21 protein-coding genes and 1 tRNA gene are annotated in these 22,958 nt (G+C 67.4%); 4 read left to right on the top strand and 18 right to left on the bottom strand.

What is annotated here, in order from left to right; genetic code table 11:
- Window positions 1–232 precede the first annotated feature (232 nt).
- Complete coding sequence (locus IC535_RS18235) at window positions 233–1,378, bottom strand: alpha/beta hydrolase family protein (RefSeq protein WP_228887655.1); 1,146 nt, start codon at window positions 1,376–1,378, stop codon at window positions 233–235.
- Between the two features lie 341 nt (window positions 1,379–1,719).
- The gene (locus IC535_RS18230) at window positions 1,720–2,646 is read right to left on the bottom strand and encodes a LysR family transcriptional regulator (RefSeq protein WP_228887656.1); all 927 of its coding nucleotides are present in this window, start codon (window positions 2,644–2,646) and stop codon (window positions 1,720–1,722) included.
- 141 nt (window positions 2,647–2,787) lie between these two features.
- Between IC535_RS18230 and IC535_RS18225 the strand changes: the two genes are divergently transcribed.
- On the top strand, window positions 2,788–3,489 hold the full coding sequence (locus IC535_RS18225; protein ID WP_228887657.1) for a pirin family protein: 702 nt from the start codon (window positions 2,788–2,790) through the stop codon (window positions 3,487–3,489).
- Window positions 3,490–3,547: 58 nt separating this feature from the next.
- On the opposite strand, the gene IC535_RS18220 is transcribed toward IC535_RS18225, so the two are convergent.
- On the bottom strand, window positions 3,548–5,677 hold the full coding sequence (locus IC535_RS18220) for a TonB-dependent siderophore receptor (protein ID WP_228887673.1): 2,130 nt from the start codon (window positions 5,675–5,677) through the stop codon (window positions 3,548–3,550).
- A gap of 275 nt (window positions 5,678–5,952) precedes the next feature.
- On the opposite strand from IC535_RS18220, the gene IC535_RS18215 reads away from it, so the two are divergent.
- Window positions 5,953–6,648: a hypothetical protein gene (locus tag IC535_RS18215; protein WP_228887658.1), complete on the top strand. Its 696-nt coding sequence runs from the start codon at window positions 5,953–5,955 to the stop codon at window positions 6,646–6,648.
- A 110-nt stretch (window positions 6,649–6,758) separates the two neighbouring features.
- On the opposite strand, the gene IC535_RS18210 is transcribed toward IC535_RS18215, so the two are convergent.
- The 15 genes from IC535_RS18210 to rlmE all read right to left on the bottom strand — a co-directional run bounded on the left by IC535_RS18210 (window position 6,759) and on the right by rlmE (window position 22,067).
- Window positions 6,759–6,851: transfer RNA gene (locus IC535_RS18210), tRNA-Ser, on the bottom strand.
- 82 nt (window positions 6,852–6,933) lie between these two features.
- Entirely contained in the window at window positions 6,934–7,137 is a 204-nt protein-coding gene (csrA, locus tag IC535_RS18205) for a carbon storage regulator CsrA (protein WP_019183311.1), read from the bottom strand.
- A gap of 141 nt (window positions 7,138–7,278) precedes the next feature.
- The gene (gene alaS, locus IC535_RS18200; protein ID WP_228887659.1) at window positions 7,279–9,924 is read right to left on the bottom strand and encodes an alanine--tRNA ligase; all 2,646 of its coding nucleotides are present in this window, start codon (window positions 9,922–9,924) and stop codon (window positions 7,279–7,281) included.
- A gap of 107 nt (window positions 9,925–10,031) precedes the next feature.
- Window positions 10,032–10,523, bottom strand: coding sequence for a recombination regulator RecX (recX, locus tag IC535_RS18195; RefSeq protein ID WP_228887660.1), 492 nt, complete (start codon window positions 10,521–10,523; stop codon window positions 10,032–10,034).
- A gap of 111 nt (window positions 10,524–10,634) precedes the next feature.
- Window positions 10,635–11,675 carry a recombinase RecA gene (gene recA, locus IC535_RS18190; protein WP_228887661.1) on the bottom strand — a complete coding sequence of 347 codons (1,041 nt, stop codon included), beginning with the start codon at window positions 11,673–11,675 and terminating at the stop codon, window positions 10,635–10,637.
- 204 nt (window positions 11,676–11,879) lie between these two features.
- The gene (lexA, locus tag IC535_RS18185) at window positions 11,880–12,530 is read right to left on the bottom strand and encodes a transcriptional repressor LexA (protein WP_228887662.1); all 651 of its coding nucleotides are present in this window, start codon (window positions 12,528–12,530) and stop codon (window positions 11,880–11,882) included.
- Window positions 12,531–12,973: 443 nt separating this feature from the next.
- Window positions 12,974–14,653, bottom strand: coding sequence for a 2-polyprenylphenol 6-hydroxylase (ubiB, locus tag IC535_RS18180; protein ID WP_228887663.1), 1,680 nt, complete (start codon window positions 14,651–14,653; stop codon window positions 12,974–12,976).
- A 35-nt stretch (window positions 14,654–14,688) separates the two neighbouring features.
- A complete protein-coding gene (locus tag IC535_RS18175) occupies window positions 14,689–15,183 on the bottom strand; it encodes a CinA family protein (RefSeq protein ID WP_228887664.1) in 495 nt (164 codons plus the stop codon).
- Between the two features lie 191 nt (window positions 15,184–15,374).
- Window positions 15,375–16,685 (bottom strand): ribosome rescue GTPase HflX, encoded by a 1,311-nt coding sequence (hflX, locus tag IC535_RS18170; protein WP_228887665.1) that lies wholly within the window; start codon window positions 16,683–16,685, stop codon window positions 15,375–15,377.
- Window positions 16,686–16,711: 26 nt separating this feature from the next.
- A complete protein-coding gene (gene hfq / locus IC535_RS18165) occupies window positions 16,712–16,993 on the bottom strand; it encodes an RNA chaperone Hfq (protein WP_123728913.1) in 282 nt (93 codons plus the stop codon).
- A gap of 106 nt (window positions 16,994–17,099) precedes the next feature.
- A complete protein-coding gene (miaA, locus tag IC535_RS18160; protein ID WP_228887666.1) occupies window positions 17,100–18,053 on the bottom strand; it encodes a tRNA (adenosine(37)-N6)-dimethylallyltransferase MiaA in 954 nt (317 codons plus the stop codon).
- A complete protein-coding gene (gene folP / locus IC535_RS18155; protein WP_228887667.1) occupies window positions 18,053–18,952 on the bottom strand; it encodes a dihydropteroate synthase in 900 nt (299 codons plus the stop codon). Before folP ends, miaA begins: the two co-directional genes overlap by 1 nt.
- 187 nt (window positions 18,953–19,139) lie before the next feature.
- A complete protein-coding gene (locus IC535_RS18150; RefSeq protein ID WP_228887668.1) occupies window positions 19,140–19,322 on the bottom strand; it encodes a hypothetical protein in 183 nt (60 codons plus the stop codon).
- Between the two features lie 112 nt (window positions 19,323–19,434).
- Window positions 19,435–21,381 carry an ATP-dependent zinc metalloprotease FtsH gene (ftsH, locus tag IC535_RS18145; RefSeq protein WP_228887669.1) on the bottom strand — a complete coding sequence of 649 codons (1,947 nt, stop codon included), beginning with the start codon at window positions 21,379–21,381 and terminating at the stop codon, window positions 19,435–19,437.
- 53 nt (window positions 21,382–21,434) lie between these two features.
- Window positions 21,435–22,067, bottom strand: coding sequence for a 23S rRNA (uridine(2552)-2'-O)-methyltransferase RlmE (gene rlmE / locus IC535_RS18140; RefSeq protein WP_228887670.1), 633 nt, complete (start codon window positions 22,065–22,067; stop codon window positions 21,435–21,437).
- Between the two features lie 66 nt (window positions 22,068–22,133).
- On the opposite strand from rlmE, the gene yhbY reads away from it, so the two are divergent.
- Window positions 22,134–22,439 carry a ribosome assembly RNA-binding protein YhbY gene (gene yhbY / locus IC535_RS18135; protein ID WP_228887671.1) on the top strand — a complete coding sequence of 102 codons (306 nt, stop codon included), beginning with the start codon at window positions 22,134–22,136 and terminating at the stop codon, window positions 22,437–22,439.
- Window positions 22,440–22,457: 18 nt separating this feature from the next.
- A complete protein-coding gene (locus IC535_RS18130) occupies window positions 22,458–22,832 on the top strand; it encodes an Mth938-like domain-containing protein (protein ID WP_228887672.1) in 375 nt (124 codons plus the stop codon).
- Window positions 22,833–22,958: the final 126 nt, after the last annotated feature.

Genomic DNA, 22,958 nt, shown 5'->3' with positions numbered 1-22,958 from the left:
CGCCCGTAGCTCAGTTGGATAGAGTACCTGGCTACGAACCAGGCGGTCGGGAGTTCGAATCTCTCCGGGCGCACCATTGCATCGACGAAGACAGCAGCCATCGGCTGCTGTTTTTTTTTGGCGTTGGAACCGGCTGTCATTCGACAGTGACGGGTAGTGCCGGCCGCTGGCCGGCTCTCATGAATGTTGGACGATCACGTGGAGCCGGCCAGCGGCCGGCACTACCGGGAGCTCATCCCTTCGGTGCGCGTGCCTGGGCTGCCTGCATCGCCATCAGATCGGCTTCACCCGGCAGCTCCGGTGCCGGGCACGCGCCGCCAGCGTGGTCGTCATGCGCCAACCAATCGTCCACCACGCCGCCCAGCAGATCCACGCGCAGCGGGAGCGTGATGTGGTCTTCGCCACGCATCTCGATGTAGTGCACGCGCGGGCTGGCGGCGGCCAGACGGCGGCCCTGCCCGACCGGCACGTGCTCATCGTCCTGGCCGTGCAGCAGCAGCACGCAGGCGCGGCCGTCGGCCAGCGCGCGGGTGACATCGACGCGATCCAGGTCCAGATCCAGGCGCTGGCTGGCGGCGGCGATCACCTGGTCGATATCCTGCCCGCCATAGCGCCAGCGCCCGTAGGCCGCCATGGCCTGCGCCTTCCAGGCGGTGGGCTGCAGCGACATCAGGTGCGGGATCATGCTGCGGATCGCATCGCCGGCATTGGCGAAGGACTCCATCGCCACCACCCCGGTGACCTGGTCGCCGAGCTTGTCGGCAGTGAACAGCGCAGTGGCCGCACCGTAGGAAACGCCGAACAGGTACAGCGGCCCGACCACCTCGCCGCGCGCCTTCAACGCCGCGATGACATCGACCACGTCATCCGATTCGAACGTGCCGTAGCCGGACGGGCCGGCGCCGGAATGGCCGTGGTTGCGCAGGTCGATGGTGACCACGCGGTAGCCGGACTGCGCTAACTGCAGCGACCACGGCAGCATCGCATCGCCGTTCATCATCCAGCCGTGCAGCAGCACCACCGTGCCGCGTGGCGCCTGCGGCTGGAACGGATGCGGCAGGTCCAGCGCCATGCCGGTGCGCAGCGGCTCGCCGTTGTCGTGCTGCTGGGCGAGGTATGCGTAGCGCACCCCGTACTGGCCCGGGTCGAAGGCCCGCCAGAAGATCGGCACGCCCGCACGGCCGGTCACGAGGCCGTGCCGGTTGGGCACGCTGTCCACCGCTTCGGCGATGCGCGCGGTGTCCAGCAGCGTGGATACGCCTCCGGGCGCGACCAGGCGATCGCTCAGCGAGGTCGAGGCGGCCGAGGACGACAGCGATGAGCAGGCAGCCAGCCACAGGCCGGCCCCGGCCAGCAGCAACAGCAGCAAGCGCTTCATGGGGGTACAGGAGAAACCGATTGAGTCGGGCAGGTTACCGGCTGCCCCGCCGCCGCTCTATCGCATCCTCATGACCGTTCGATGACAGTGCAAGCGGGATTCAGCTTGTACGGCGCGATCGGACCGTAAGCCATGGCAATGATCCGTAGATCCACGCCATGCGTGGAGACCGCGCGACGCGCGGCACATGCATCCGAGCACGCTCTGCCGACGCGCCGACCATCGGCCGACGCCGAGACCCCACCGGAGCCCTCGGGCAGACCTCACGGCGACGGAACGAAAGGCATCCACGCATGGCGTGGATCTACGCCGGAGGCCCAATTGGCGCCTTCAGTTCCCGCTCACCCCAGCCATCGTTCCATCACCGGCCACCAGCCCTCCATCACCTGCGGCCGCTGCATCCGCTCGCGCCACCAGCGCAGTGCCGCGCCCTGCTCGCCGGTACGCCAGGCCAACCAGAAGGTTTCATCCGGCTTGGGTTCCTCGACCTGCTTGATCACCAGCCTGCCCTGCTGCACGGCCTGCCGGGCATAGGGTTCGGGCAGGAAGCCGAAACCCAGCCCGGCGCACTGCAGGCGGAACTTGCTGACCGTGTCGGGCACGGTGACCGTTTCCTGCCCCATCAGCAGCCCGACCGTGCGCGGCAGCAGCCGTCGCGCCGAGTCGGCCACGGCGATCGCGCAGTGCCCGGCCAGCTGTTCGCGCCCCAGCGGCCCGCTGACCGCTGCCAGCGGGTGCCCGGGCGCCACCGCAAAGACGAAGGCCACCACGCCCATCGGCTCGACCACGTAGCCGCCGCCACTTGGGCCCTCGCCAGCCGCGCCGACCAGCAGGTCCGCGCGCCGGTCCAGCAGTGCCTCCCAGGTGCCCGACAGCGCCTCGCCGATCAACCGCACCCGGGTCTGCTCGGCGACCGCATTGAATGCACGCACGTCTTCGGCCAGCAGTGCCGGCGGGAACATCGAATCCACCGCCACGGTCAGTTCGGCCTCCCAGCCGGAGGCCACCCGGCGCACCCGCATCTCCAGCTCGCGCGCCGCCCGCAGCAAGTGCCGGCCCTCCTCCAGCAGCGCCTGCCCGGCCTGGGTCAGCTGCGCGCGCGGCCCGACCCGGTCGAACAGCTGCACGCCCAGGTCCTGCTCCAGCTTGGACACCGTGTAGGAAATGGTCGAGGGCACCTTGTGCAGGGCCTTGCCGGCGGCGGCGAACGAACCGCGGCGGTCGATGGCATCGAGGATCTGCAGGGCATCCAGGCTGAGCTTGAGCATTCGAATTTTTCGATGATGGCTTGCGAAACTATCCGTTTTTCAAACCCAAGGTGCAAGCGGATACTGGCGCCAACAGGAAAGGGCAGCGGCAAACGCCCCCTGGCCCATCATCGAAACCATCGAATACCGAGGAGATCCACCATGCTGCAGATCCGCAAGAGCAACACCCGTGGCAAGGCCGACCATGGCTGGCTGAACTCCATGCACACCTTCTCCTTCGCCAACTACTACGACCCGCGCTACACCAGCTTCGGCCCGTTGCGGGTGATCAACGAAGACCGCGTGCAGGGTGGCCAGGGCTTTGGTACCCACAGCCACAGCAACATGGAGATCATCTCCTACGTGCTCGGCGGCGCGCTGGAGCACAAGGACTCGATGGGCACCGGCTCGGTACTGCGCTACGGCGATGTACAGCGCATGAGTGCCGGCAGCGGGGTCAGCCACAGCGAGTTCAACCACGCCGCCGACCAGCCGGTGCACTTCCTGCAGATCTGGCTGTTCCCCGACCAGCAGGACATCGCCCCCAGCTACCAGGAGACCCACTTCGCCCCGGACGCCAAGCGCGGCCAGCTGCGCCTGATCGCCTCCCGCGATGGCCGCGACGGCGCGCTGCTGATCCACCAGGACGCCAACATCTACGCCACCATCCTGGACGGCAACGACCGCGTGCAGCTGCCGCTGGCCCCGCGTCGCGGCGCCTACGTGCAGGTCGCCCGCGGCCAGTTGCAGGTCAACGGCATCGCCCTGGACACCGGTGATGCGCTGCAGGTCACCGACGAAGCGCAGCTGACCCTGGAACACGCCAGCGATGCCGAGGTGCTGGTGTTCGACCTGCCGCTGTAACGGCCACGACGTAAAAAACAGACACCCCGGCATGCCGGGGTGTCTGCCGTTGCATCGCTCAGAACCGGTAGGTCACCGCCAGCCGTACGTTGCGCGGCTCGCCCCAGGTGTAGGTGCTGTACCAGTTGAAGATGGTGTAGTAGTGCTTGTCGAGCAGGTTGTTGACGTTGAGCGTGGCCGACAGCTGCTCATTGAACTGGTAGCGCGCCATCGCATCGAGCAGCCAGTACGGCTCGGTGCGGTGGACCTGGCTGCTGCGATCGACCGGGTTGGTGATCGTGCCGAACGTGCTGCCCTGCCAGCGCGCGCCACCGCCCACGGTCCAGCCCTGCAACGCGCCGCCCAGCCGATAGCTGGTGTGCAGGGTGAACTGGTCTTCCGGCTCCAGCGTGGACACCTTGGTGGACTGCTGGCGGGCCACCTTGTGCGCGTAGCCGCCCTGCACCTGCCAGCCCGGTGCCAGCTGGCCGGACATCTCCAGTTCGTAGCCCTTGGTGCGCACGCCCATCAGCCCGCGGTAGGCGATCCCGCCGCTGGGAGTCAGCCCGCCACTGGCTTCGGCGAAGTTGTCCTGGTCCAGCTGGAACACCGCGGCACTGGCGTTGAAGCGGCCGTCCAGGAACTCGGCCTTCAGGCCGGCCTCATAGCTGCGCCCTTCCATCGGGTCCAGCGCCTTGCCGCGCTCGTCCTGGTTACCCTGCGGCTTGAAGATGGTGCTGTAGCTGGCGAACACCGAGAAGTTGCGGTTGAGGTCGTAGACCAGGCCCGCATAGGGCACGATCACCCCGCTTTCGTCGATATCCACGGCCTTGTAGTTGGCGATGCGGCTGCCGACGATCAGCTTCAACGGATCGGCCAGGTCGAAACGGCCGACCACGTACGCACCGCTTTCGCGGGTGACTTCATTGTTGGCATAGCCCCATTGCCAGTCCGGCTCGGGCACATCGCCGTTCCAGGCGCGGTAATCGGCCACGTCAGCCAGGTAACCGGGCTGCGCCGCGTAGCCGTTGTTGACCCAACGCTTGCGCGACACGCTGCCGCCGACCACCAGCTCGTGCTCGCGGCCGAACCAGCCGAACTTGCCGCTGAGGTACAGATCGGCCGCGTTGCTGGTGGTCTTGCCGATGTACTGGCCCAGCCACATGCTCACGCCCTGGCCGGTGACCGGATCGGGGTTGCCGCCGGCCGCCGCGCCAAGCGAAGCATCGTATCCGTTGACCTGGTGGTTGAGCTGCAGCTTGGCCACCCAGTCATTGGCGAAGCTGTGTTCCAGGGTCGCAAACCCGGTGCGGCTGTACTGGCCCCAGCGACTCCAGCGCGCGCCGTTGTTGAACGAACGCGGCATCTTGTTGAAGTTGCCGGCGCTGTCCAGCAGCGGAATGCCGCCCCAGCTGGAGCCCTTGGGGTCGCTGTCCTGGTAGTCGGCGCCGACGGTCAGCAGGGTGCTGTCGTCGATGTCCGCTTCCAGGATTCCGTAGAAGACCTGGTTGCTGCGCTGGTAGTGGTCGACGTTGGAATGCCTGTCCTGGTAGGCCGCCACCGCACGGCCACGCACACGGCCGCTGGCGGTCAACGGGCCGCCGACATCGACCTCGGCACGATAGCTGTCCCACGAACCCACGCCCAGGGTGGCGCTGCCGGCCAGTTCGCGGGTCGGCTTCTTGCGGACCAGGTTGATGGTCGCGCCCGGATCGCCCATGCCGGTCAACAGGCCGGTGGCGCCCTTGAGCACTTCCACGCGGTCGTAGATGGCCGTGTCGCTGAGCGTGTTGCCGGCCGAGTACGCCGAATCGCGCGCCATCGGAATGCCGTCGTACTGGAAGTTCTGCACCGCGAACCCACGTGCGTAGTACTCGGTGCGTTCGCTGTCGTAGGTGACGATGCTGATCCCCGGCGTGACCTTCATGACATCGTCGATGCCATTGAGGCCGAAATCGTTCATTTCCTGACGGGTGATCACGCTGATCGTCTGCGGCGTCTGGCGCGGGCTGAGCACCAGGCGGGTGGCGGTGGCGATGGTGCCGGCGGTGTAGGAATCACTGCCTTCGGTGACCGTGCCCAACTGATTGGCGGTGACCTGCACCGTGCCCAGGGTCCGGGCCGGTTCCGGTGGCGGCGCGTCGGCCTCGGCCGCCATGGTCGCCGGCGCGAACAGGGCCAGCCCGAGCACGCAGGATATCGCCTGCATCAGGCCGGTGACCGCCGGCAGCGGAGCAGGTGGATGACCGTGGCGGGCGCAATGGGCAACACGAAACAGGGCAACGGACACGGCAAAGCCTCCAGGAAGGAAAGAAATCCTCTGGCGGCGGCTGGAGGGAAGGGAGCAGGGACCAACGGGGCACACCCGCGTCGGCCGCGGCATTTTACTCCAGCACCCGCGCCCACGACAGGTGCACGGCCATCGTACAGCCGCTACAGTGCCCGGCCCGGCGCCCGGGCCGGCTCCCACCACAAGGATGTCCCATGCCGCTCCCCTCCCCTCTGCTGCATTGCGCGCTGCTGCTGGCCCTGTCCGGCCCGGCCGTGGCTGCCGACGGCCCCACCCCGGTCACGCTGACCAGTGGCACGTTCAATGGCACCGTGTCATTGGCGGTGGACACCGACCGCCGCCTGCTGTCGGGCTATTTCGACGATGGCCGCTGCCGCTTCCAGTTCGATAGCCCGTTGCAGCCGGTGGCGCTGCCCCAGCGCAGCGAGCTGGGCGAGGCCTACAGCCTGCGCGGCTGGGATCCCCGCACGCCCGAACGCAGTTTCAGCGTGGCGCTGTACACGCTGGCGCGCGGCGGCTTCCGCGACCAGCTGACGATCGAAGCCGACGACCGCGACCCCAACCGCCCCGCCGCATGCCGCTGGCGTACCAGCCTGGATCGCGACAGCTGGGTCAGCAGTTCCTTCATCGGCGTTCGCGTGGTGTCCGCGCGCCACGCCAAGGTACGCGCGGGCAAGCCCGACGGCGACGGCGTCCGCCTGGAGCGTTCGACCGAAGCGGCCGTGCCGCGCGGCACGGTGGTGTGGATCGGCAAGACGTATTCGCCCGGCTGGAATCTGCCTGGCCTGGTGCAGGCCAACTGGTACCAGCCGGTGGGCACGCCGCATGGCGGCTATCTGCGCGAGGCGGATCTGTACCGGTTGCCGGCGCAGGAAGAGGAATTGCCGTAGGTCCGGGCCATGCCCGGACAACACCATGCCGGCACTAATTGCAGCCAGCCATCGGTCAAGCAAACACGCAAAAAAAAGCCCCTGAGCTTGCGCTCAAGGGCTCTTGCAACTGGCGGAGCGGGAGGGATTCGAACCCTCGATAGAGTTTTAAGCCCTATACTCCCTTAGCAGGGGAGCCCCTTCAGCCACTCGGGCACCGCTCCAGTGTTCTGGTTCCACCGCTGCGTTGATTCATCTCAGCGGGGGCGCGAATCATAACGTTTTCCGCGCCCGAAGGTAAAGCCCTTAATCCGAAGAATTTTCACTTCCGGATGCATTGGGCTCGTCGCCGCGCTGGATACGCTGGTAAATCTCTTCGCGGTGCACGGCCACATCCTTCGGAGCGGTGATACCGATACGCACCTGGTTGCCCTTGACGCCGAGCACGGTCACGCTGACCGAATCACCGATCATCAGGGTTTCGCCTACGCGGCGAGTCAGGATCAACATTTTTGCAAGTCTCCAGGGAACCGGTGGATCTTCCCCACCGGTTCGGCGTCCAGCCAAGGAACGCCACACGACAAAGGGAAAGGATTAGCCATAGTAACGTCAGGCCTCCTGCCCCTTCAAGGAGCAGAAAGCCCGGGGCGTTCAGATACGGGGAGTGACCCAGTCCACCACTGCAGCCAGGGCAGAAGCAAGGGCGGGCCCGTCCTCGCCACCACCCTGGGCGAGATCCGGGCGGCCGCCGCCCTTGCCCCCGATCTGACTGGCGATGTGCGACAACAGTTCCCCGGCCTTGACCTTGCCCGTTGCACTGCCGTTCACGCCCGCAACCAGGGCCGCCTTGCCGTCCTGGGTGCCGGCCAACACGATCACCGCATCGCCCAACTGCTGCTTCAGGCGATCCATCGCATCGCGCAATGCCTTGGCGTCGAAGCCTTCCAGGCGCGAGGCCAGGATCTTGATGCCCTTGACCTCGACCGCGGCCGCGCCGAGATCGGCGGTCGCACCGGCGGCCTGCTTGGCCTTGATTGCCTCCAGTTCGCGTTCGAGCTTTTTCTGGCGCTCGCCGAGCTGGCGGATCTTCTCGACTACGTCTGCGGCACTTCCGCCGAGCAGCGCGGCCGCTTCGGTGAGCTGCGCCTCCTGGTGTGCCACGTAGTCCAATGCACCCTGCCCAGTCACCGCTTCGATGCGGCGCACGCCGGAGGACACACCGCCTTCGGAGGTGATCTTGAACAAGCCGATGTCACCGGTGCGGGACACGTGCGTGCCACCGCACAGTTCGGTGGAGTAGTCGCCCATCTTCAGCACGCGCACGTTCTCGCCGTACTTCTCGCCGAACAGCGCCATCGCGCCGAAGTCCAGCGCTTCCTGCATGGCCATGTTGTGCACTTCAACGGCGTTGTTGACGCGCACCTGTTCGTTGACCTTGCGCTCGATCAACGCCAGGTCGTCGGCGCTGATCGGCTCGAAATGCGAGAAGTCGAAACGCAGGCGGTCCGGCGCGACCAGCGAGCCCTTCTGGTGCACATGCGTGCCCAGTACCTCACGCAGTGCAGCGTGCAGCAGGTGGGTGGCCGAGTGGTTGAGGATGGTGGCACCGCGGCGGTCGCCGTCGATCCGGCCGCTCAACACATCACCGACGTTGAGGCCGCCGCTGACGATCCGGGCGACATGGCCGTGGTACTGGCCGGCGAACTTCTGGGTGTCGCTGACCTGCAGCTGCGCGCCGTTGCCGACGAGCGTGCCGGTATCGCCGACCTGGCCACCGGACTCGGCATAGAACGGGGTCTGATCGGTGAGCACGATGACCTCGTCACCGGCCTGCGCGCGCTCCACCGGGCGCCCGTCCTTGAGCAGCGCCACCACGGTCAGCCCGTCGGCCTGCAGGCGGTCGTAGCCCAGGAACACGGTCGGCTTGAGGGTGGCCACCAGTTCGGCGGACAGGACCACGCCGGCGCCGCCCTTGCCCGCCTTGCGGCCAGTGTCGCGCTGTTCCTTCATCGCCGCATCGAAACCCTCGATGTCCACGGTCAGGTTGCGCTCGCGCGCGATGTCCTGGGTCAGGTCCAGCGGGAAGCCATAGGTGTCATAGAGCCGGAACGCATCCACGCCGGGAATGATTCCGTTGGCGGCTTGGGCGGCGACGTCGTCGAAGATCTTCATGCCCGAGTCGAGGGTCTGCGCGAAGCGCTCTTCCTCGGCCTGCAGCGCGCGCACGACGGTGTCGGCCTGGGCCGGCAGGTCCGGGTAGGCCTCGCCCATCTGCGCGACCAGGGTCGGCACCAGCTTGCTGAAGAACGGCTGGCGCACGCCCAGCATCCAGCCGTGGCGGAGCGCGCGGCGGATGATCCGGCGCAGCACGTAGCCGCGGCCCTCGTTGGACGGCAGCACGCCGTCGACGATCAGGAACGAACAGGCGCGGATGTGGTCGGCGATCACGCGCAGCGACTTGTTCTCCAGGTCGGCCATGCCGGTCAGTTCGCTGGCCTTGCCGATCAGCGCCTGGAACAGGTCGATCTCATAGTTGGTGTGCACGTGCTGCAGGATCGCCGCCAGGCGCTCCAGGCCCATGCCAGTGTCAACGCACGGCGCCGGCAGCGGCACCAGGGTGCCGTCGGGCTGGCGGTCGAACTGCATGAACACCAGGTTCCAGATTTCGATGTAGCGGTCGCCATCTTCATCCGGCGAGCCCGGCGGGCCACCGGCGATGTGGTCGCCGTGGTCATAGAAGATCTCGGTGCATGGGCCGCAGGGGCCGGTGTCGGCCATCTGCCAGAAGTTGTCCGAGGCGAACGGCGCGCCCTTGTTGTCGCCGATGCGCACGATCCGTTCTTCCGGGATGCCGACCATGTCGCGCCACAGCGCGTAGGCCTCGTCGTCGGTCTGGTAGACGGTGACCAGCAGGCGCTCGGCCGGCAGCTTCCAGACCTGGGTCAGCAGCTCCCAGGCCCAGGCGATGGCGTCCTTCTTGAAGTAATCGCCGAACGACCAGTTGCCCAGCATCTCGAAGAAGGTGTGGTGGCGCGCGGTGTAGCCGACCTGGTCCAGGTCGTTGTGCTTGCCGCCGGCGCGCAGGCAGCGCTGGACGTCGGCCGCGCGCACGTAGCTGCGCTTCTCGGCGCCAAGGAACACGTCCTTGAACTGCACCATGCCGGAGTTGGTGAACAGCAGGGTCGGGTCATTGCCTGGCACCAGCGGCGCCGACGGCACGATGGTATGGCCCTTGCCCTTGAAGAACTCAAGGAAGTCGCTGCGGATCTGGGAGGTGGTGAATTTGGATGCGGTCATGGGGGGCTGGCTTCATGCGGGCCGGTCGGTCCTTGGCACACAGCCCCAATGGCCGGGTACCTACTGCAGGAGCGCCGAAACCACAAAGGGTATCAGGCCCGGGCCGCTCAGTCGTCAGGGTCGTAGCGGGTGGCGCGGCGGATGCTGTCGCCGTCGAAGCCGCGCCGGGCCAGCAGATCGGCCGCCTTGCGACGCTGGGGGAGCTCTTCCGGCCCGGACGGGCCGAACCGGCGGCAGACCAGCTCCCGGGCGTTGTCGGCCCAATCACCCTCGAAGGTGTCCATGGCCGCGGCGATCTGCTCGCTGTCCAGCCCGTGGGTGCCCAGTTCGGCGCGGATGTGGATAGGCCCGTAGCCGGTATTGGCCCGGATGCGGACCAGGTTCTCGGCAAAGCGGGTGTCGTCCTGCCAGCCGGCCTCGCTGAGCTTGTCCACCGCCGCCAGCGCCGCCTCGGTTTCGATGCCGCGGGCCTGCAGCTTGCGGGTGAGCTCCTTGCGCGAGTGCTCGCGGCGCACCAGCAGGCCCAGCGCCCGCTGGACCGGGGTCTGTTCACTGATGCGGCGTTTACGGCGGGGTGCCGGGGCGTCGGAATCGGACATGGCAATCTTCGATCAAGTGCGCCGTCCCTGGCGCTCCCCCCGTCGGGGGAATACGGAAACCGCGGGACAGGGCGAACGTCACTGACGGCGCTGCCCTGCCCCGCAGGAAACTCACTCGAGGTCGTCTTCGACCTCGTCGCCGCCTTCACGCACGGCTTCTTCGGGCTGGAACTTCTCGCGCAGCTCCGCTTCCAGGCGCTGGGCAATCTGCGGGTTGTCGCGCAGGTAACCGCGGGCGTTGTCCTTGCCCTGGCCGATGCGCTCGTCGCCGTAGCTGTACCAGGCGCCGGCCTTCTCGACCAGCTTGGCTTCCACGCCCATGTCGATCAGCTCGCCTTCGCGGCTGATGCCTTCGCCGTACAGGATCTCGGTGATGACCTGCTTGAACGGGGGCGCCAGCTTGTTCTTGACCACCTTGATCTTGGTCTGGTTGCCGATGATTTCATCGCCCTTCTTGATCGCGCCGATGCGGCGGATGTCCAGGCGCACCGAGGCGTAGAACTTCAGGGCGTTGCCGCCGGTGGTCACTTCCGGGCTCTGGCCCGGCATCATCACGCCGATCTTGTGGCGCAGCTGGTTGATGAACACCACCAGGGTGTTGGACCGCTTGATGTTGCCGGTGAGCTTGCGCAGCGCCTGGCTCATCAGGCGGGCCTGCAGGCCGGGCAGCTGGTCGCCCATTTCGCCTTCGATTTCGGCCTTGGGGGTCAGCGCGGCGACCGAATCGATCACCACGATGTCCACCGAACTGGAGCGCACCAGCATGTCGGCGATTTCCAGCGCCTGCTCACCGGTGTCCGGCTGGGACAGCAGCAGGTCGTCGACGTTGACGCCCAGCTTGGCCGCATAGATCGGGTCCAGCGCGTGCTCGGCGTCGATGAAGGCCGCGGTGCCGCCCTTCTTCTGGCATTCGGCGATGGCCTGCAGGGTCAGGGTGGTCTTGCCCGAGGATTCCGGACCGTAGATTTCCACCACGCGGCCCTTGGGCAGGCCGCCGATGCCGAGCGCGATATCCAGCATCAGCGAACCGGTGGGGATGACTTCGACCGCCTCCACGACACGGTCGCCCATGCGCATGACAGCCCCCTTGCCGAACTGCTTTTCGATCTGGCTCAGCGCGGCGGTGAGGGCACGCTTTTTGTTTTCGTCCATCGGAGTGGTCCTTGCAGAGGTCGTGTCGTTGGAGGGGGTGTCTTTGGAGGTCTTCTTGGCCATGGGTTCACTTTAAGGCTGGCGTATCGCACAGGCTGAGATTCTGCCCGGCGTTCGGAAAAAAATTATCGGACATCCGTACCAACCTCAGCAGAATCAGAGAATCGCCACAAAAGACCGTGCAGGTATTACGTTGGAAAGGGATCAGCGGTTAGGCCGCAGCAGGCCGCAGTACAGGCCTTCGATGGCGAAGTCCTGGTCGGGCATCACTTCGATCGGCTTGTAATCGGGGTTGCGCGGCAGCAGCCGGATCCGGTCCTTGCCCATCTTCAGCAGCTTGACGGTGATTTCATCGTCGATGCGGGCCACCACGATCTGCCCGGAGCGGGCGTCGCGGGTGCGGTGCACGCCGATCAGGTCGCCGTCGAAGATGCCTTCATCGATCATCGAGTCGCCCTGGACCTTGAGCAGGTAGTCCGGGGCCGGCGAGAAGAACACCCGGTCCAGCACCACGAAATCGTCCGAGCCGATATCCGCGCCGATCGGCAGGCCGGCCGCGACCCGGCCCAGCACCGGCAGGCGCAGTACGTGGTCGGGCAGCGCCGGTACCGACAGCGAGGCCGGCAGGCCGTCCTGCAACGGCGGCACCTGCACCAGGCGGATGCCGCGGGCCTGGCCGGGGATGCGGCGGATCGCCCCGGCCTGCTCCAGGGCTTCCAGGTGGTACTGCGCGGCGCGTACCCCCTTGAAGCCGAAGGCACGTGCGATTTCCGTCTGCGACGGCGGTGCGCCATCGGTCTCGATACGCTCGGCGATCAACTGCAGGATCGCCTGCTGGGTGTCGGTCAGGTCCATGGTTAGTAGTATTACTACTAACGATGCGGGCACGCAAGTGCCCACAGAGGAAGAGCCGATAGAAGAAGGGCGGTCCCGCCCCCGCCGAAGCCGCCAGCAACACCTGTAGCCACCGACCGTTGGTCGGTGACCGCGCGCCAGCGCGGCAATGCCTGATGGCGCGGGCGCGTGTCGTTTGCGGCCATCTCTCCGGCGTTTACCCTCCGCAACCCCCTGGGTCAGGCGTTCGTGGGCGCCGGATGAGGAGCAGCCACGCATGGCGTGGCTCTACCTGGGGGAAGCGGTGACGGGCCGGAGCAGCCACGCGTGGCGTGGCTCTACCCGAACCAAGAGGTGACGGGCCAGTCAGCAAGGAGCGTCCGACCAACGGTCGGACCTACACGTAATCCCCCGCTTGGGCGGGAGATTGCGGGAATCCTGCGGATTCCAGCGGCAAGACCCCCTCAGGGGGTCTTGCCGCTGCGCCAGATCGAAAACAGGATCCATATGCCGCAGAAGCCGGCGCCGATGAATCCGGCCACGCCCAGCGCCAGCAGCCAGCGGCTGGAGATGCCGCCGACGCTGTGCATGACGATGGAGGAGCCGATGATCAGCGCGGCGGTCACGATGCCCACCACCAGGCGGTTGGCGGCGCGGTTGACCTGGTCGCCGAAGCCCTGCAGGGCGGTGGTTTCCACCTTCAGTTGGAGCCGGCCGCGACGGGCCATCTGCAGCAGCCGGCGCACGTCGCGCGGCAGCTCGCCCATCAGTTCCAGCGCGCCCACCAGGCTGCGCTTGCCGCGCTTGAACATGGCCGCCGGCGCGTAGCGTTGCCACATCACCCGCTCCAGGTACGGGCGCGCGGCGCTGGCCATGTCGAACTGCGGGTCCAGCTGCCGGCCCATGCCTTCCAGGGTCAGGAAGGTCTTGATCATCAAGGCCAGGTCGGCCGGCAGGGTCAGCGCGTACTGGCGCAGCAGCTGGGTGATGTTGCCCAGCATCAGCCCCATGTGCAGGTCTTTGAGCGGCACGCCGCGGTACTGGTCGACGAAGGTGCTGATGTCCTGCTGCAGCCGCGATTCGTCCACGTCCACCCCGCCGGCCCAGTCCAGCAGCACGTCGGCCACCGCCTCGGGGTCCTGGCTGACCAGCCCGTGCAGCAGCTGGGCGACCTGGAAGCGGCGCTGTTCGGAGATCGCCCCGACCATGCCGAAGTCGATCACCCCGATGCGGCCATCGCGCAGGTAGATGATGTTGCCCGGATGCGGATCGGCGTGGAAACAACCGTCCTCCAGCACCATCTTGAGCACGATGCGCGCGCCGCGATGGGCCAGCGCCACCCGGTCCAGCCCGGCCGCATCGACCGCGGCCAGGTCGCGCCCGGCGATGCCGTCGACGAAGTCCTGCACGTTCAGGCTTTCGCAGGTCCAGCGCCAGTGCACGTTGGGAATCAGGATGTCGTCGCGGCCGTGGAAATTGCGCGCGATCCGTTCGGCGTTGCGGCATTCGGCGGCGAAATCCAGCTCGCGCCGCAGCGAGACCTGAAACTGCTGCACCACCTCGGCCGGCCGGTAGCGCTGCAGGTCCGGCAGCCGCGCTTCGACGATCTCGGCCAGCCGCGCCAGCAGCCGCAGGTCGGCTTCGATCACCTCGCGGATGCCCGGCCGGCGGATTTTCAGCACCACCGCAGTGCCGTCGTGCAGGGTCGCGCGGTGCGCCTGCGCCAGCGAGGCGGCGGCCATCGGCGTTTCATCCAGCCACGCGAACACCTCGCTGGCCGGCGCGCCGAGATCGCGCTCCAGCTGCTCGCGCACCTGGGCGTACGGCAGCGCGGGCACCGCGTTCTGCAGTTCGGAAAATTCGGCGATCCAGTCCGGCGGGAACAGGTCCACGCGGGTAGCCAGCACCTGGCCAAGCTTGACGAAGGTCGGGCCGAGATCTTCCATCGCCCGGCGCACCCGCACCGGCGCGGTCATGCGCAGCATCTGCTGGGTATCGTTCCAGTGCAGCAGCCGGCCGGCGCGTTCGAGCACGTCGGCCAGGCCGATCCGGCGCACCAGGTCGCCGAAGCCATAGCGGATCAGCACCGAGGCGATTTCCTGCAACCGCCCCAGGTCCCGCACGGTTCCCAGCGTTTCCCACATCTGCCCGCCCTCCTGTCAGCCGTCGCCTCAGGATGTCACACCAGGGCGAAAATTCCCGTCAGCGCATGCTGCACGGTCTGCCGGCGGATGGCATCGCGGTCGCCGTCGAACTGGAACAGCTGGGCGCGTGCATAGCCACCGCGGCCCTTCCAGCCGATCCAGACGCTGCCGACCGGCTTGCCCTCGCTGCCACCGCCGGGGCCGGCGATACCGGTCACGGCCACGGCGATGCCGGCACCGGAATTGACCAGCGCACCGGACACCATTTCCAGCACGGTTTCGCGGCTGACCGCGCCGAACTGCTCCAGGGTCTGCGCGCGCACGCCCAGCAGGCGTTGCTTGGCTTCGTAGCTGTACACCACCATGCCGCAATCGAAGAACGCCGAGGAGCCGGCGATATCGGTCATCGCCTTGGCAATCCAGCCGCCACTGCAGCTTTCGGCGGTGACCAGCTGCAGCGAGGCCTGCTGCAGGCGCTGGCCCACGTTGCTGGCGAGGGCGCCCAGCTCGGCGTCGGAAGGAACGGTCATGGGCAATCCTGGATCAACGGGGGAACAACGCCCCCTGTTTTAGCCGAAAACGCGCGGGGTGTCGTGTGTCGCCGGGTGCGACGGAGGGTCGCGCACCCTCAGGATCATAGGAGCCGGCCAGCGGCCGGCACTACCATTCGCGGAGCCTTGGCGGGAGGATCATGGGCGCCGGCCAGCGGCCGGCACACCCATCACCACTCCGGGAGCTTTTCCGGGAGCATGGCGCGGATGGGTTCCCCGCCCTCGCCGGCCGCCAGCTTTTCGGCTTCGGCGATCGGGATTTCGACCTGGAGCAGCCAGCCCTCTTCGTCGCTCTCTTCGCCGCGGACGACCTCCAGCTGGTGCAGGCGCGAGCGCAGGCGGCCGGCACTGGGCGGCAGGCGCAGCGCGCCACTGACGTGCTGCAGGCCCAGGCGCTTGCCCAGCACCGATTGCAGCAGCGGCAGGCCGAGGTTGTCGCGGGCGGAAATCCAGACCCGTTCGCGGCGTGCGCTGTCGGGGATGCCATCCTGGCCGTCGTGGCGCGCCTCGGCCCCATCGATGCGGTCGATCTTGTTGAACACCAGCAGTTGCGGCAGGTCGCCCGCGCCGACGGCGGTCAGCACTTCATCGACCTGCGCGATGCGCTCCTCGCGGTGCGGATCGGCAGCATCGACGATATGCAGCAGGAAGTCCGCCTCGCGGGCTTCGGACAGGGTAGAACGGAACGCCGCCACCAGATCGTGCGGCAGGTCGCGGACGAAGCCGACGGTATCGGCGAGCACGACGTTGCCGCCCGGCAGCGCGATGCGGCGCACGGTCGGGTCCAGCGTCGCGAACAACTGGTCGGCGGCATAGGCGTCGGCACCGGTCAGCGCGTTGAACAGGGTCGACTTGCCGGCGTTGGTATAGCCCACCAGGGCCACGCGCGGCAGCTCGCTGCGCACGCGGGCACGGCGCATCTGGCTGTGCTGCACTTCCACCTTTTCCAGCTTCTTCTGCAGCTGCTCTACCCGCTTCTGCAGCAGGCGGCGGTCGGTTTCCAGCTGGGTTTCACCCGGGCCGCGCAGGCCGATGGCACCGCCGCGCTGACGCTCCAGGTGGGTCCAGCCGCGGACCAGCCGGGTGGACATGTGGCGCAGCTGCGCCAGCTCGACCTGCAGCTTGCCTTCGTGGCTGCGCGCGCGCTGGGCGAAAATGTCCAGGATCAGCCCGGTACGGTCGATCACGCGCCGCTCCAGGAAGCGCTCCAGATTGCGCTCCTGCCCCGGCGACAACGCATGGTTGACCAGGATCAGGTCGGCGCCGGTGGCCTCGGCCGCGGCCTTCACCTCGTCCAGCTTGCCGGTGCCGATCAGGATCGACGGATTGGGCCGATCGATGCGCGCGGTCAGCGTGGCCGCGATGGTGGCCCCGGCCGAGCGGGCCAGATCGGTGAATTCTTCAAGCACGTCTTCTTCGAGCCGGCCGGCATGCGGCTGGATCAGGAGTGCGTGTTCGCCTCGCTTGGAACGGTCAAACACGCAGTTCTCCAGAAATCTTCACGCTGTTACTCAACGTCGTCATCACCTTGGACGCCATCGGCGCCATCATTGGATTGCACATAGCCACCACCGGGCCCGACCTTCACATTGCGCGCCGGCACCACGGTGGAAATGGCGTGCTTGTACACCATCTGGCTCACCGTATTGCGCAGCAGCACCACGAACTGATCGAACGATTCAATCGTTCCCTGCAGCTTGATGCCATTGACCAGATACACCGACACCGGCACACGTTCGCGCCGAAGTGCATTCAGAAACGGATCCTGCAGCGATTGCCCCTTGGACATTGCCAACTCCTGATTATTGTTTTTATGGTCTTCCGGCAGTTCCACGGCCCCCGCTGCCCACCGGAACCCTTGATGGTACACGGGCCGGGCGGAGGAAGGCGTGGACTCAGCGTGCGACGAAGGCCGCCACGGCCTCGGCCAGGAAAGCTCCCTCTACATGGGGATCGAACCAGCGCGCATCAAGCTCGCCGCGCAACCAGGTCAGCTGGCGCTTGGCCAGCTGACGGGTGGCGTAGATGGCGCGATCGCGGAACTCGGCCGCACTGCCCTGCCCGTCCAGGTACTCCCAGGCCTGGCGGTAGCCGACCGCACGCACCGCCGGCAGGTCCAGCGGCGCGGCCACCGCGGCCATCGACGGCAGCGCGCGCAGGGCCCGCACCTCGTCGAGGAAGCCGGCCGCCAGCATGGCGTCGAAGCGGGTTTCGATGCGCTGGTGCAGCACCGCACGCTCGCCCGGGGCCAGGATCAGCTTCAGCGTGCGCACCGGCAACCGGTCCACCCCGGGCAGCTGCTGCCATTGGCTGATCGGCGTGCCGGTCAGCCGGTACACCTCCAGCGCGCGCTGGATGCGCTGCGGGTCGGTGGCGTGGATGCGCGCGGCGGCGGCCGGGTCGACCGCGGCCAGCTCGGCGTGCAGCGCGGGCCAGCCCCGTGCGGCGGCCTCGGCGGCGATGCCGGCGCGGGTCGCCGGGTCGGCCGGCGGCATCGGCGAGAGCCCCTGCAGCAGGGCGCGGAAATACAGGCCGGTGCCCCCGGCCAGGATCGGCACCCGGCCACGGGCCAGGATGTCGGCGACCGCGCGCGCGGCGTCGGCGGCGAACTCGGCCGCTGAATAGGTCTGCCAGGGGTCGCGCAGGTCCAGCAGGTGGTGCCGGGCCTGGGCCCGCTCGGCGGCGTCGGGCTTGGCCGAACCGATCTCCAGGCCACGGTAGACCAGGGCCGAATCGACGCTGACGATCTCCCCGCCCAACTGCCGGGCCAGCGCGATCGCGGTAGCGGTCTTGCCCGAGGCGGTCGGGCCCATCAGCGCGATCGCCAGCGGGCGCTGGTCGGCGCCCATCAGTCCTCGTCCGGCCAGCGCGGCATGGCCGGGGCCGCGTCCACGCGCAGGGCCGGCACCGCGTCCACCGCCGCCCATACCTTCAGCGCGTCCACGGTGGCGGCCACATCGTGCACGCGCAGCAGCTTGGCCCCGCGCTGGGCGGCGATCAGGTGCGCGGCGACCGAGCCGGCCAGACGGTCGCCGGGCCGGTCGCGGCCGGTCAGCTCGCCGATGCTGCGCTTGCGCGACAGCCCGGCCAGCATCGGCACGCCCAGGTCCAGGAAGCGTTCCAGGCGGGCCAGCAGGATCAGGTTGTGTTCGGTGGTCTTGCCGAACCCGAAGCCGGGGTCGATCACCAGGTTCCGGCGCGCGATGCCGGCCATTTCCGCCACCAGCAGGCGTTCGGTGAGGAAGCGGTGCACCTGGCCCACCACATCGTCGTAGTGCGGGGTGTCCTGCATGCTGCCCGGCTCGCCCTGCATGTGCATCAGCACCACCGGCACGCCCAGCGCGGCTGCGGCGTCGAGCGCACCGGGCTGGCGCAGCGCATGGATGTCGTTGATCATCCCGGCGCCGGCGGCCACCGCCGCACGCATCACCTCCGGCTTGAAGGTGTCCACGCTGATCGGCACGCCGGTTTCGCGCGCCAGCCGTTCGATCACCGGAATCACCCGGCGCAGCTCTTCCTCCAGCGGCACCGGGGTACTGCCCGGACGGGTCGACTCGCCGCCGATGTCCAGCAGGTCGGCGCCTTCGGCGACCAGTTGCAGGCCATGGGCAACCGCGGCATCGACGCTGGCATGCTCACCGCCGTCGGAAAACGAATCCGGGGTGACGTTGACGATGCCCATGATGCGCGGGCGGTCCAGCCGCAACTTGCGGCCGCCGCAGTCCAGCTGGGGGGAGAGATCGAACATGGGGCCATCCAGAAAGTACGCCAGCGCGTAGTTTACGCCGGCGTAGCGCGGCAGTCGGCAGGGTCGAGCCGCGCTCGGGCACCGCGCAACATGCGGTGCCCGAGCGCCGACGCGGTGGATCGTCCGCTGATACCTCGAGCAACCTTACCTGTGGCCGCAACGAACAGCGTCCGGCCATGGGCCGGACCTACCCGCGGCGCTTGCGGTCCACGTACAGGGTCTTGGCGATGCTCAGCAGGACGCCCAGCGCGATGCCGATGCCGGCGCCGAGCAGGAAGTTGTCGCGGAACAGGCCGATGCCAACGCCGATGACCGTGGCGATCACCATCTCGGCGGTGTGCGAAACCGGGGTGGGGGGCGTGGTGGACATGGCAACTCCGCAACGGAAAATGGAAAACGCAAACAGCAACGAACGGTGCATTATCGCGCGGAAACGACAAAGGCCGGGTTTCCCCGGCCTTTGCCATTCACATCCAGCCTGCTTACAGCTGCTCGGCAGGCCCTGCGATCGGCGGCAGCGGACGGGCGCCGCCGCCCTTGTCATTGTTGTTGCTGCTGCCACCGTCCTTGCCGGACTTGTCCCAGCCCATCGGCGGCGGCGGATCGCGGCCTTCCATGACCGCATCGATCTGCGGCACGTCGATGGTTTCGTACTGCAGCAGCAGCTGGGACATGGTGTGCAGCTTGTCCAGGTTGGCGGTCAGCAGCTCGGTGGTGCGTGCATAGGCCTTGTCCAGGATGCTGCGCACCACTTCGTCGATGCGCCGGGCGGTATCGTCGGACACGCTCTTGTGCTGAGTCACCGAACGGCCCAGGAACACCTCGTCGTCCTCTTCGCCATAGGCGATCGGGCCGAGCTCGTCGGACAGGCCCCACTTGGTGACCATGTTGCGGGCCATCTTGGTGGCGCGCTCGATGTCGTTGGAGGCGCCGGTGGTGACCTTGTCGGTGCCGAAGATCAGCTCTTCGGCGACACGGCCGCCATACAGCGAGCACAGCTGGGATTCGATCGCCACGCGGTTCATCGAGTAGCGGTCGCCCTCGGGCAGGTACATGGTCACGCCCAGCGCGCGGCCGCGCGGGATGATGGTGACCTTGTAGACCGGGTCGTGCTCGGGCACCAGGCGGCCGACGATGGCGTGGCCGGCTTCGTGGTAGGCGGTGAGCGTCTTTTCCTCTTCGCTCATGGCCATCGAACGGCGTTCGGCGCCCATCAGGATCTTGTCGCGGGCACGGTCGAAGTGGTCCATGCGGACTTCCTTCTCGCCACCGCGCGCGGCGAACAGCGCCGCTTCATTGGCCAGGTTGGCCAGGTCGGCGCCGGAGAAGCCCGGGGTACCGCGCGCGATCACCATCGGCTCGACATCGTCGGCCAGCGGCAGCTTGCGCATGTGCACCTTGAGGATCTGCTCGCGCCCACGCACGTCCGGCAGGCCGACCACCACCTGGCGGTCGAAACGGCCCGGGCGCAGCAGCGCCGGGTCGAGCACGTCCGGACGGTTGGTGGCGGCGATCACGATCACGCCCTCGCCCCCCTCGAAGCCGTCCATTTCCACCAGCAGCTGGTTCAGGGTCTGCTCGCGCTCGTCATGACCGCCGCCCAGGCCGGCACCGCGATGGCGGCCGACGGCGTCGATTTCATCGATGAAGATGATGCACGGCGCCTGCTTCTTGGCCTGCTCGAACATGTCGCGCACGCGGCTGGCGCCGACGCCGACGAACATTTCCACGAAGTCCGAACCGGAGATCGAGAAGAACGGCACCTTGGCCTCGCCGGCGATGGCACGCGCCAGCAGGGTCTTGCCGGTGCCGGGCGGGCCCACCATCAGCACGCCGCGCGGGATCTTGCCGCCGAGCTTGGTGAACTTGGTCGGGTCGCGCAGGAAGTCGACCAGTTCGCCGACCTCTTCCTTGGCCTCGTCGCAACCGGCCACGTCGGCGAAGGTGACCTTGATCTGGTCTTCGCCCTGCAGCTTGGCCCGCGACTTGCCGAAGGACATCGCGCCCTTGGCCCCGCCGCCGCCGCCCTGCATCTGGCGCATGATGAAGATCCAGAACCCGATGATCAGGATCACCGGCAGGAAGTTCATCAGGATCGCACCCAGCGAGATGCCGCTGGACGGCTCTTCCTGGACGATTTCCACGTTCTTGCCGCGCAGCACGTTGATCAGGTCACGATCGTAGGGCGCAGTGATGGTGGCGCTCTGGCCGCCGCGGGTGGTGTAGGACAGCTGGCTGGTGCCGCCGCGGACTTCGCCGGCGAAGGTCACCTTCTGCACGTTGCCGCTGTCCACCTGGTCCAGGAACTGCGAATAGGTCGCGCCCTGTGCGCCAGCGCCGCTGCTCTTTGGCGAGAAGCTCTGGAACACCACCATCAGCACCACGGCGACGACCACCCATAGCAGGAGGTTCTTGGTCAAGTCGTTCATCCTCATTGGCTCCGGTGTTCCTCTAATTCCTGACGCGATTCGTATGGTTGAGCTTACTTGATCTGTACGCGTTTGCCCTGCCCCAGGGCATAAACCTCGGGCGAGCGCTTACGCGACGCCTCGGGCTTGCGGATGGCGACCTTGTCGTACCGGCGGCGCATTTCGCGCACGTAGTCGTCAAAGCCCACGCCCTGGAACAGCTTGATCAGGAACGCGCCACCCGGCTTGAGGTGCTGGTCGGCGAAATCCATCGCCAACTCGGCCAGGTGCATCATCCGCGGCTGGTCGACCGCGTCCATGCCACTTTTATTGGGGGCCATATCCGAGAGCACAAGGTCTACCGGCTGATCCCCCAGCATGGCTTCGAACTCCGATAGGACCGCCTGCTCCCTGAAGTCCCCGTGAAGGAACTCCACGCCGGCCAGCGGCGGCATCTCCAGTATGTCCAGGGCCAGCACCCGGCCAGTGTCGCCGATCTGGCGCCGCACCTGCTGGGACCAGCCGCCCGGGGCCGCGCCCAGGTCCACCACCACCATATGCGGCTTCAGCAGCCGGTCACGCTCGAGCAGCTCCTCCAGCTTGTAGGCCGCGCGCGAGCGCATGCCTTCGGCCTGGGCCTTCTTCACGAAGGGGTCGGAGAAGTGTTCTTTCAACCAGCGTTGACTGCTTTTGCTGCGGGAAGCCATTGGTGATAGGGCCGGAACGGGTGGTCATGATACCCTGATCGTCCCAGTTAACCGCTTGTTTCCTGAATGTCTATCGCCCTGACGTCTTCCCAAACCCGTTTCCTCCGCGGCCACGCGCACGATCTGAAAGCCCTGCTGCAGATCGGCGGCAAGGGGGTTACACCGGCCTTCCTGGCCGAACTTGAGGAAGTCCTCGAACGCCACGAACTGATCAAGGTGAAGGTCGCCGCCGAAGACCGCGACGCCCGCGATGCCCTGATCGATGCCCTGGTCAAGGCGTCCGACAGCGCGCTGGTGCAGCGTATCGGCCACGTGGCCGTGCTGTACCGCCCGAGCAAGGAACAGCGCCAGATCGTGCTGCCGCGCGGCTGATCCGGTCCAGGTACGCCCATGCAACTGAGCCACGAACTGCCCGACTACGCCTATGCGCTGCGCGCCGCCGATGGCCGCACCGCCAAAGTGAATGAGCGCCTGCTGGCCAGCAGCTTCATCCTAGCCCCGGACACCCTGATCGAGGCCTGGCCGGTAGCCGATATCGCCAGCCTGACCCCCGAGCACCTGCAGCCGGTGCTGGCGCTGAACCCGGCGCTGGTGGTGCTGGGCACCGGGGACACCCAGGTGTTCCCGCCGGCGGCGGTGATGGCCGCCTGCCTGACCCGCGGCATCGGCCTGGAGGTGATGAGCAACCCGGCCGCGGCGCGGACCTTCAACATCCTGGCCGGCGAAGGCCGCAAGGTAGCCGCGGCGTTCATCCTGACCGGTTGAAACGGGCAGTTTCTGTTCAGGAAAGGCCGCCATTGGCGGCCTTTTTTGTGGTTCTTCGCCCGTCTCCGGGGCTACAGCCCATCAAATGCTGTGGCATTGCGGAGGACATGCCACCGGGGTAGGGCC

The organism is Stenotrophomonas rhizophila, from assembly GCF_020857975.1.
In the GTDB taxonomy this organism is placed as follows: domain Bacteria; phylum Pseudomonadota; class Gammaproteobacteria; order Xanthomonadales; family Xanthomonadaceae; genus Stenotrophomonas; species Stenotrophomonas rhizophila_C.
This window is presented reverse-complemented; position numbering and strand designations above follow the sequence as displayed.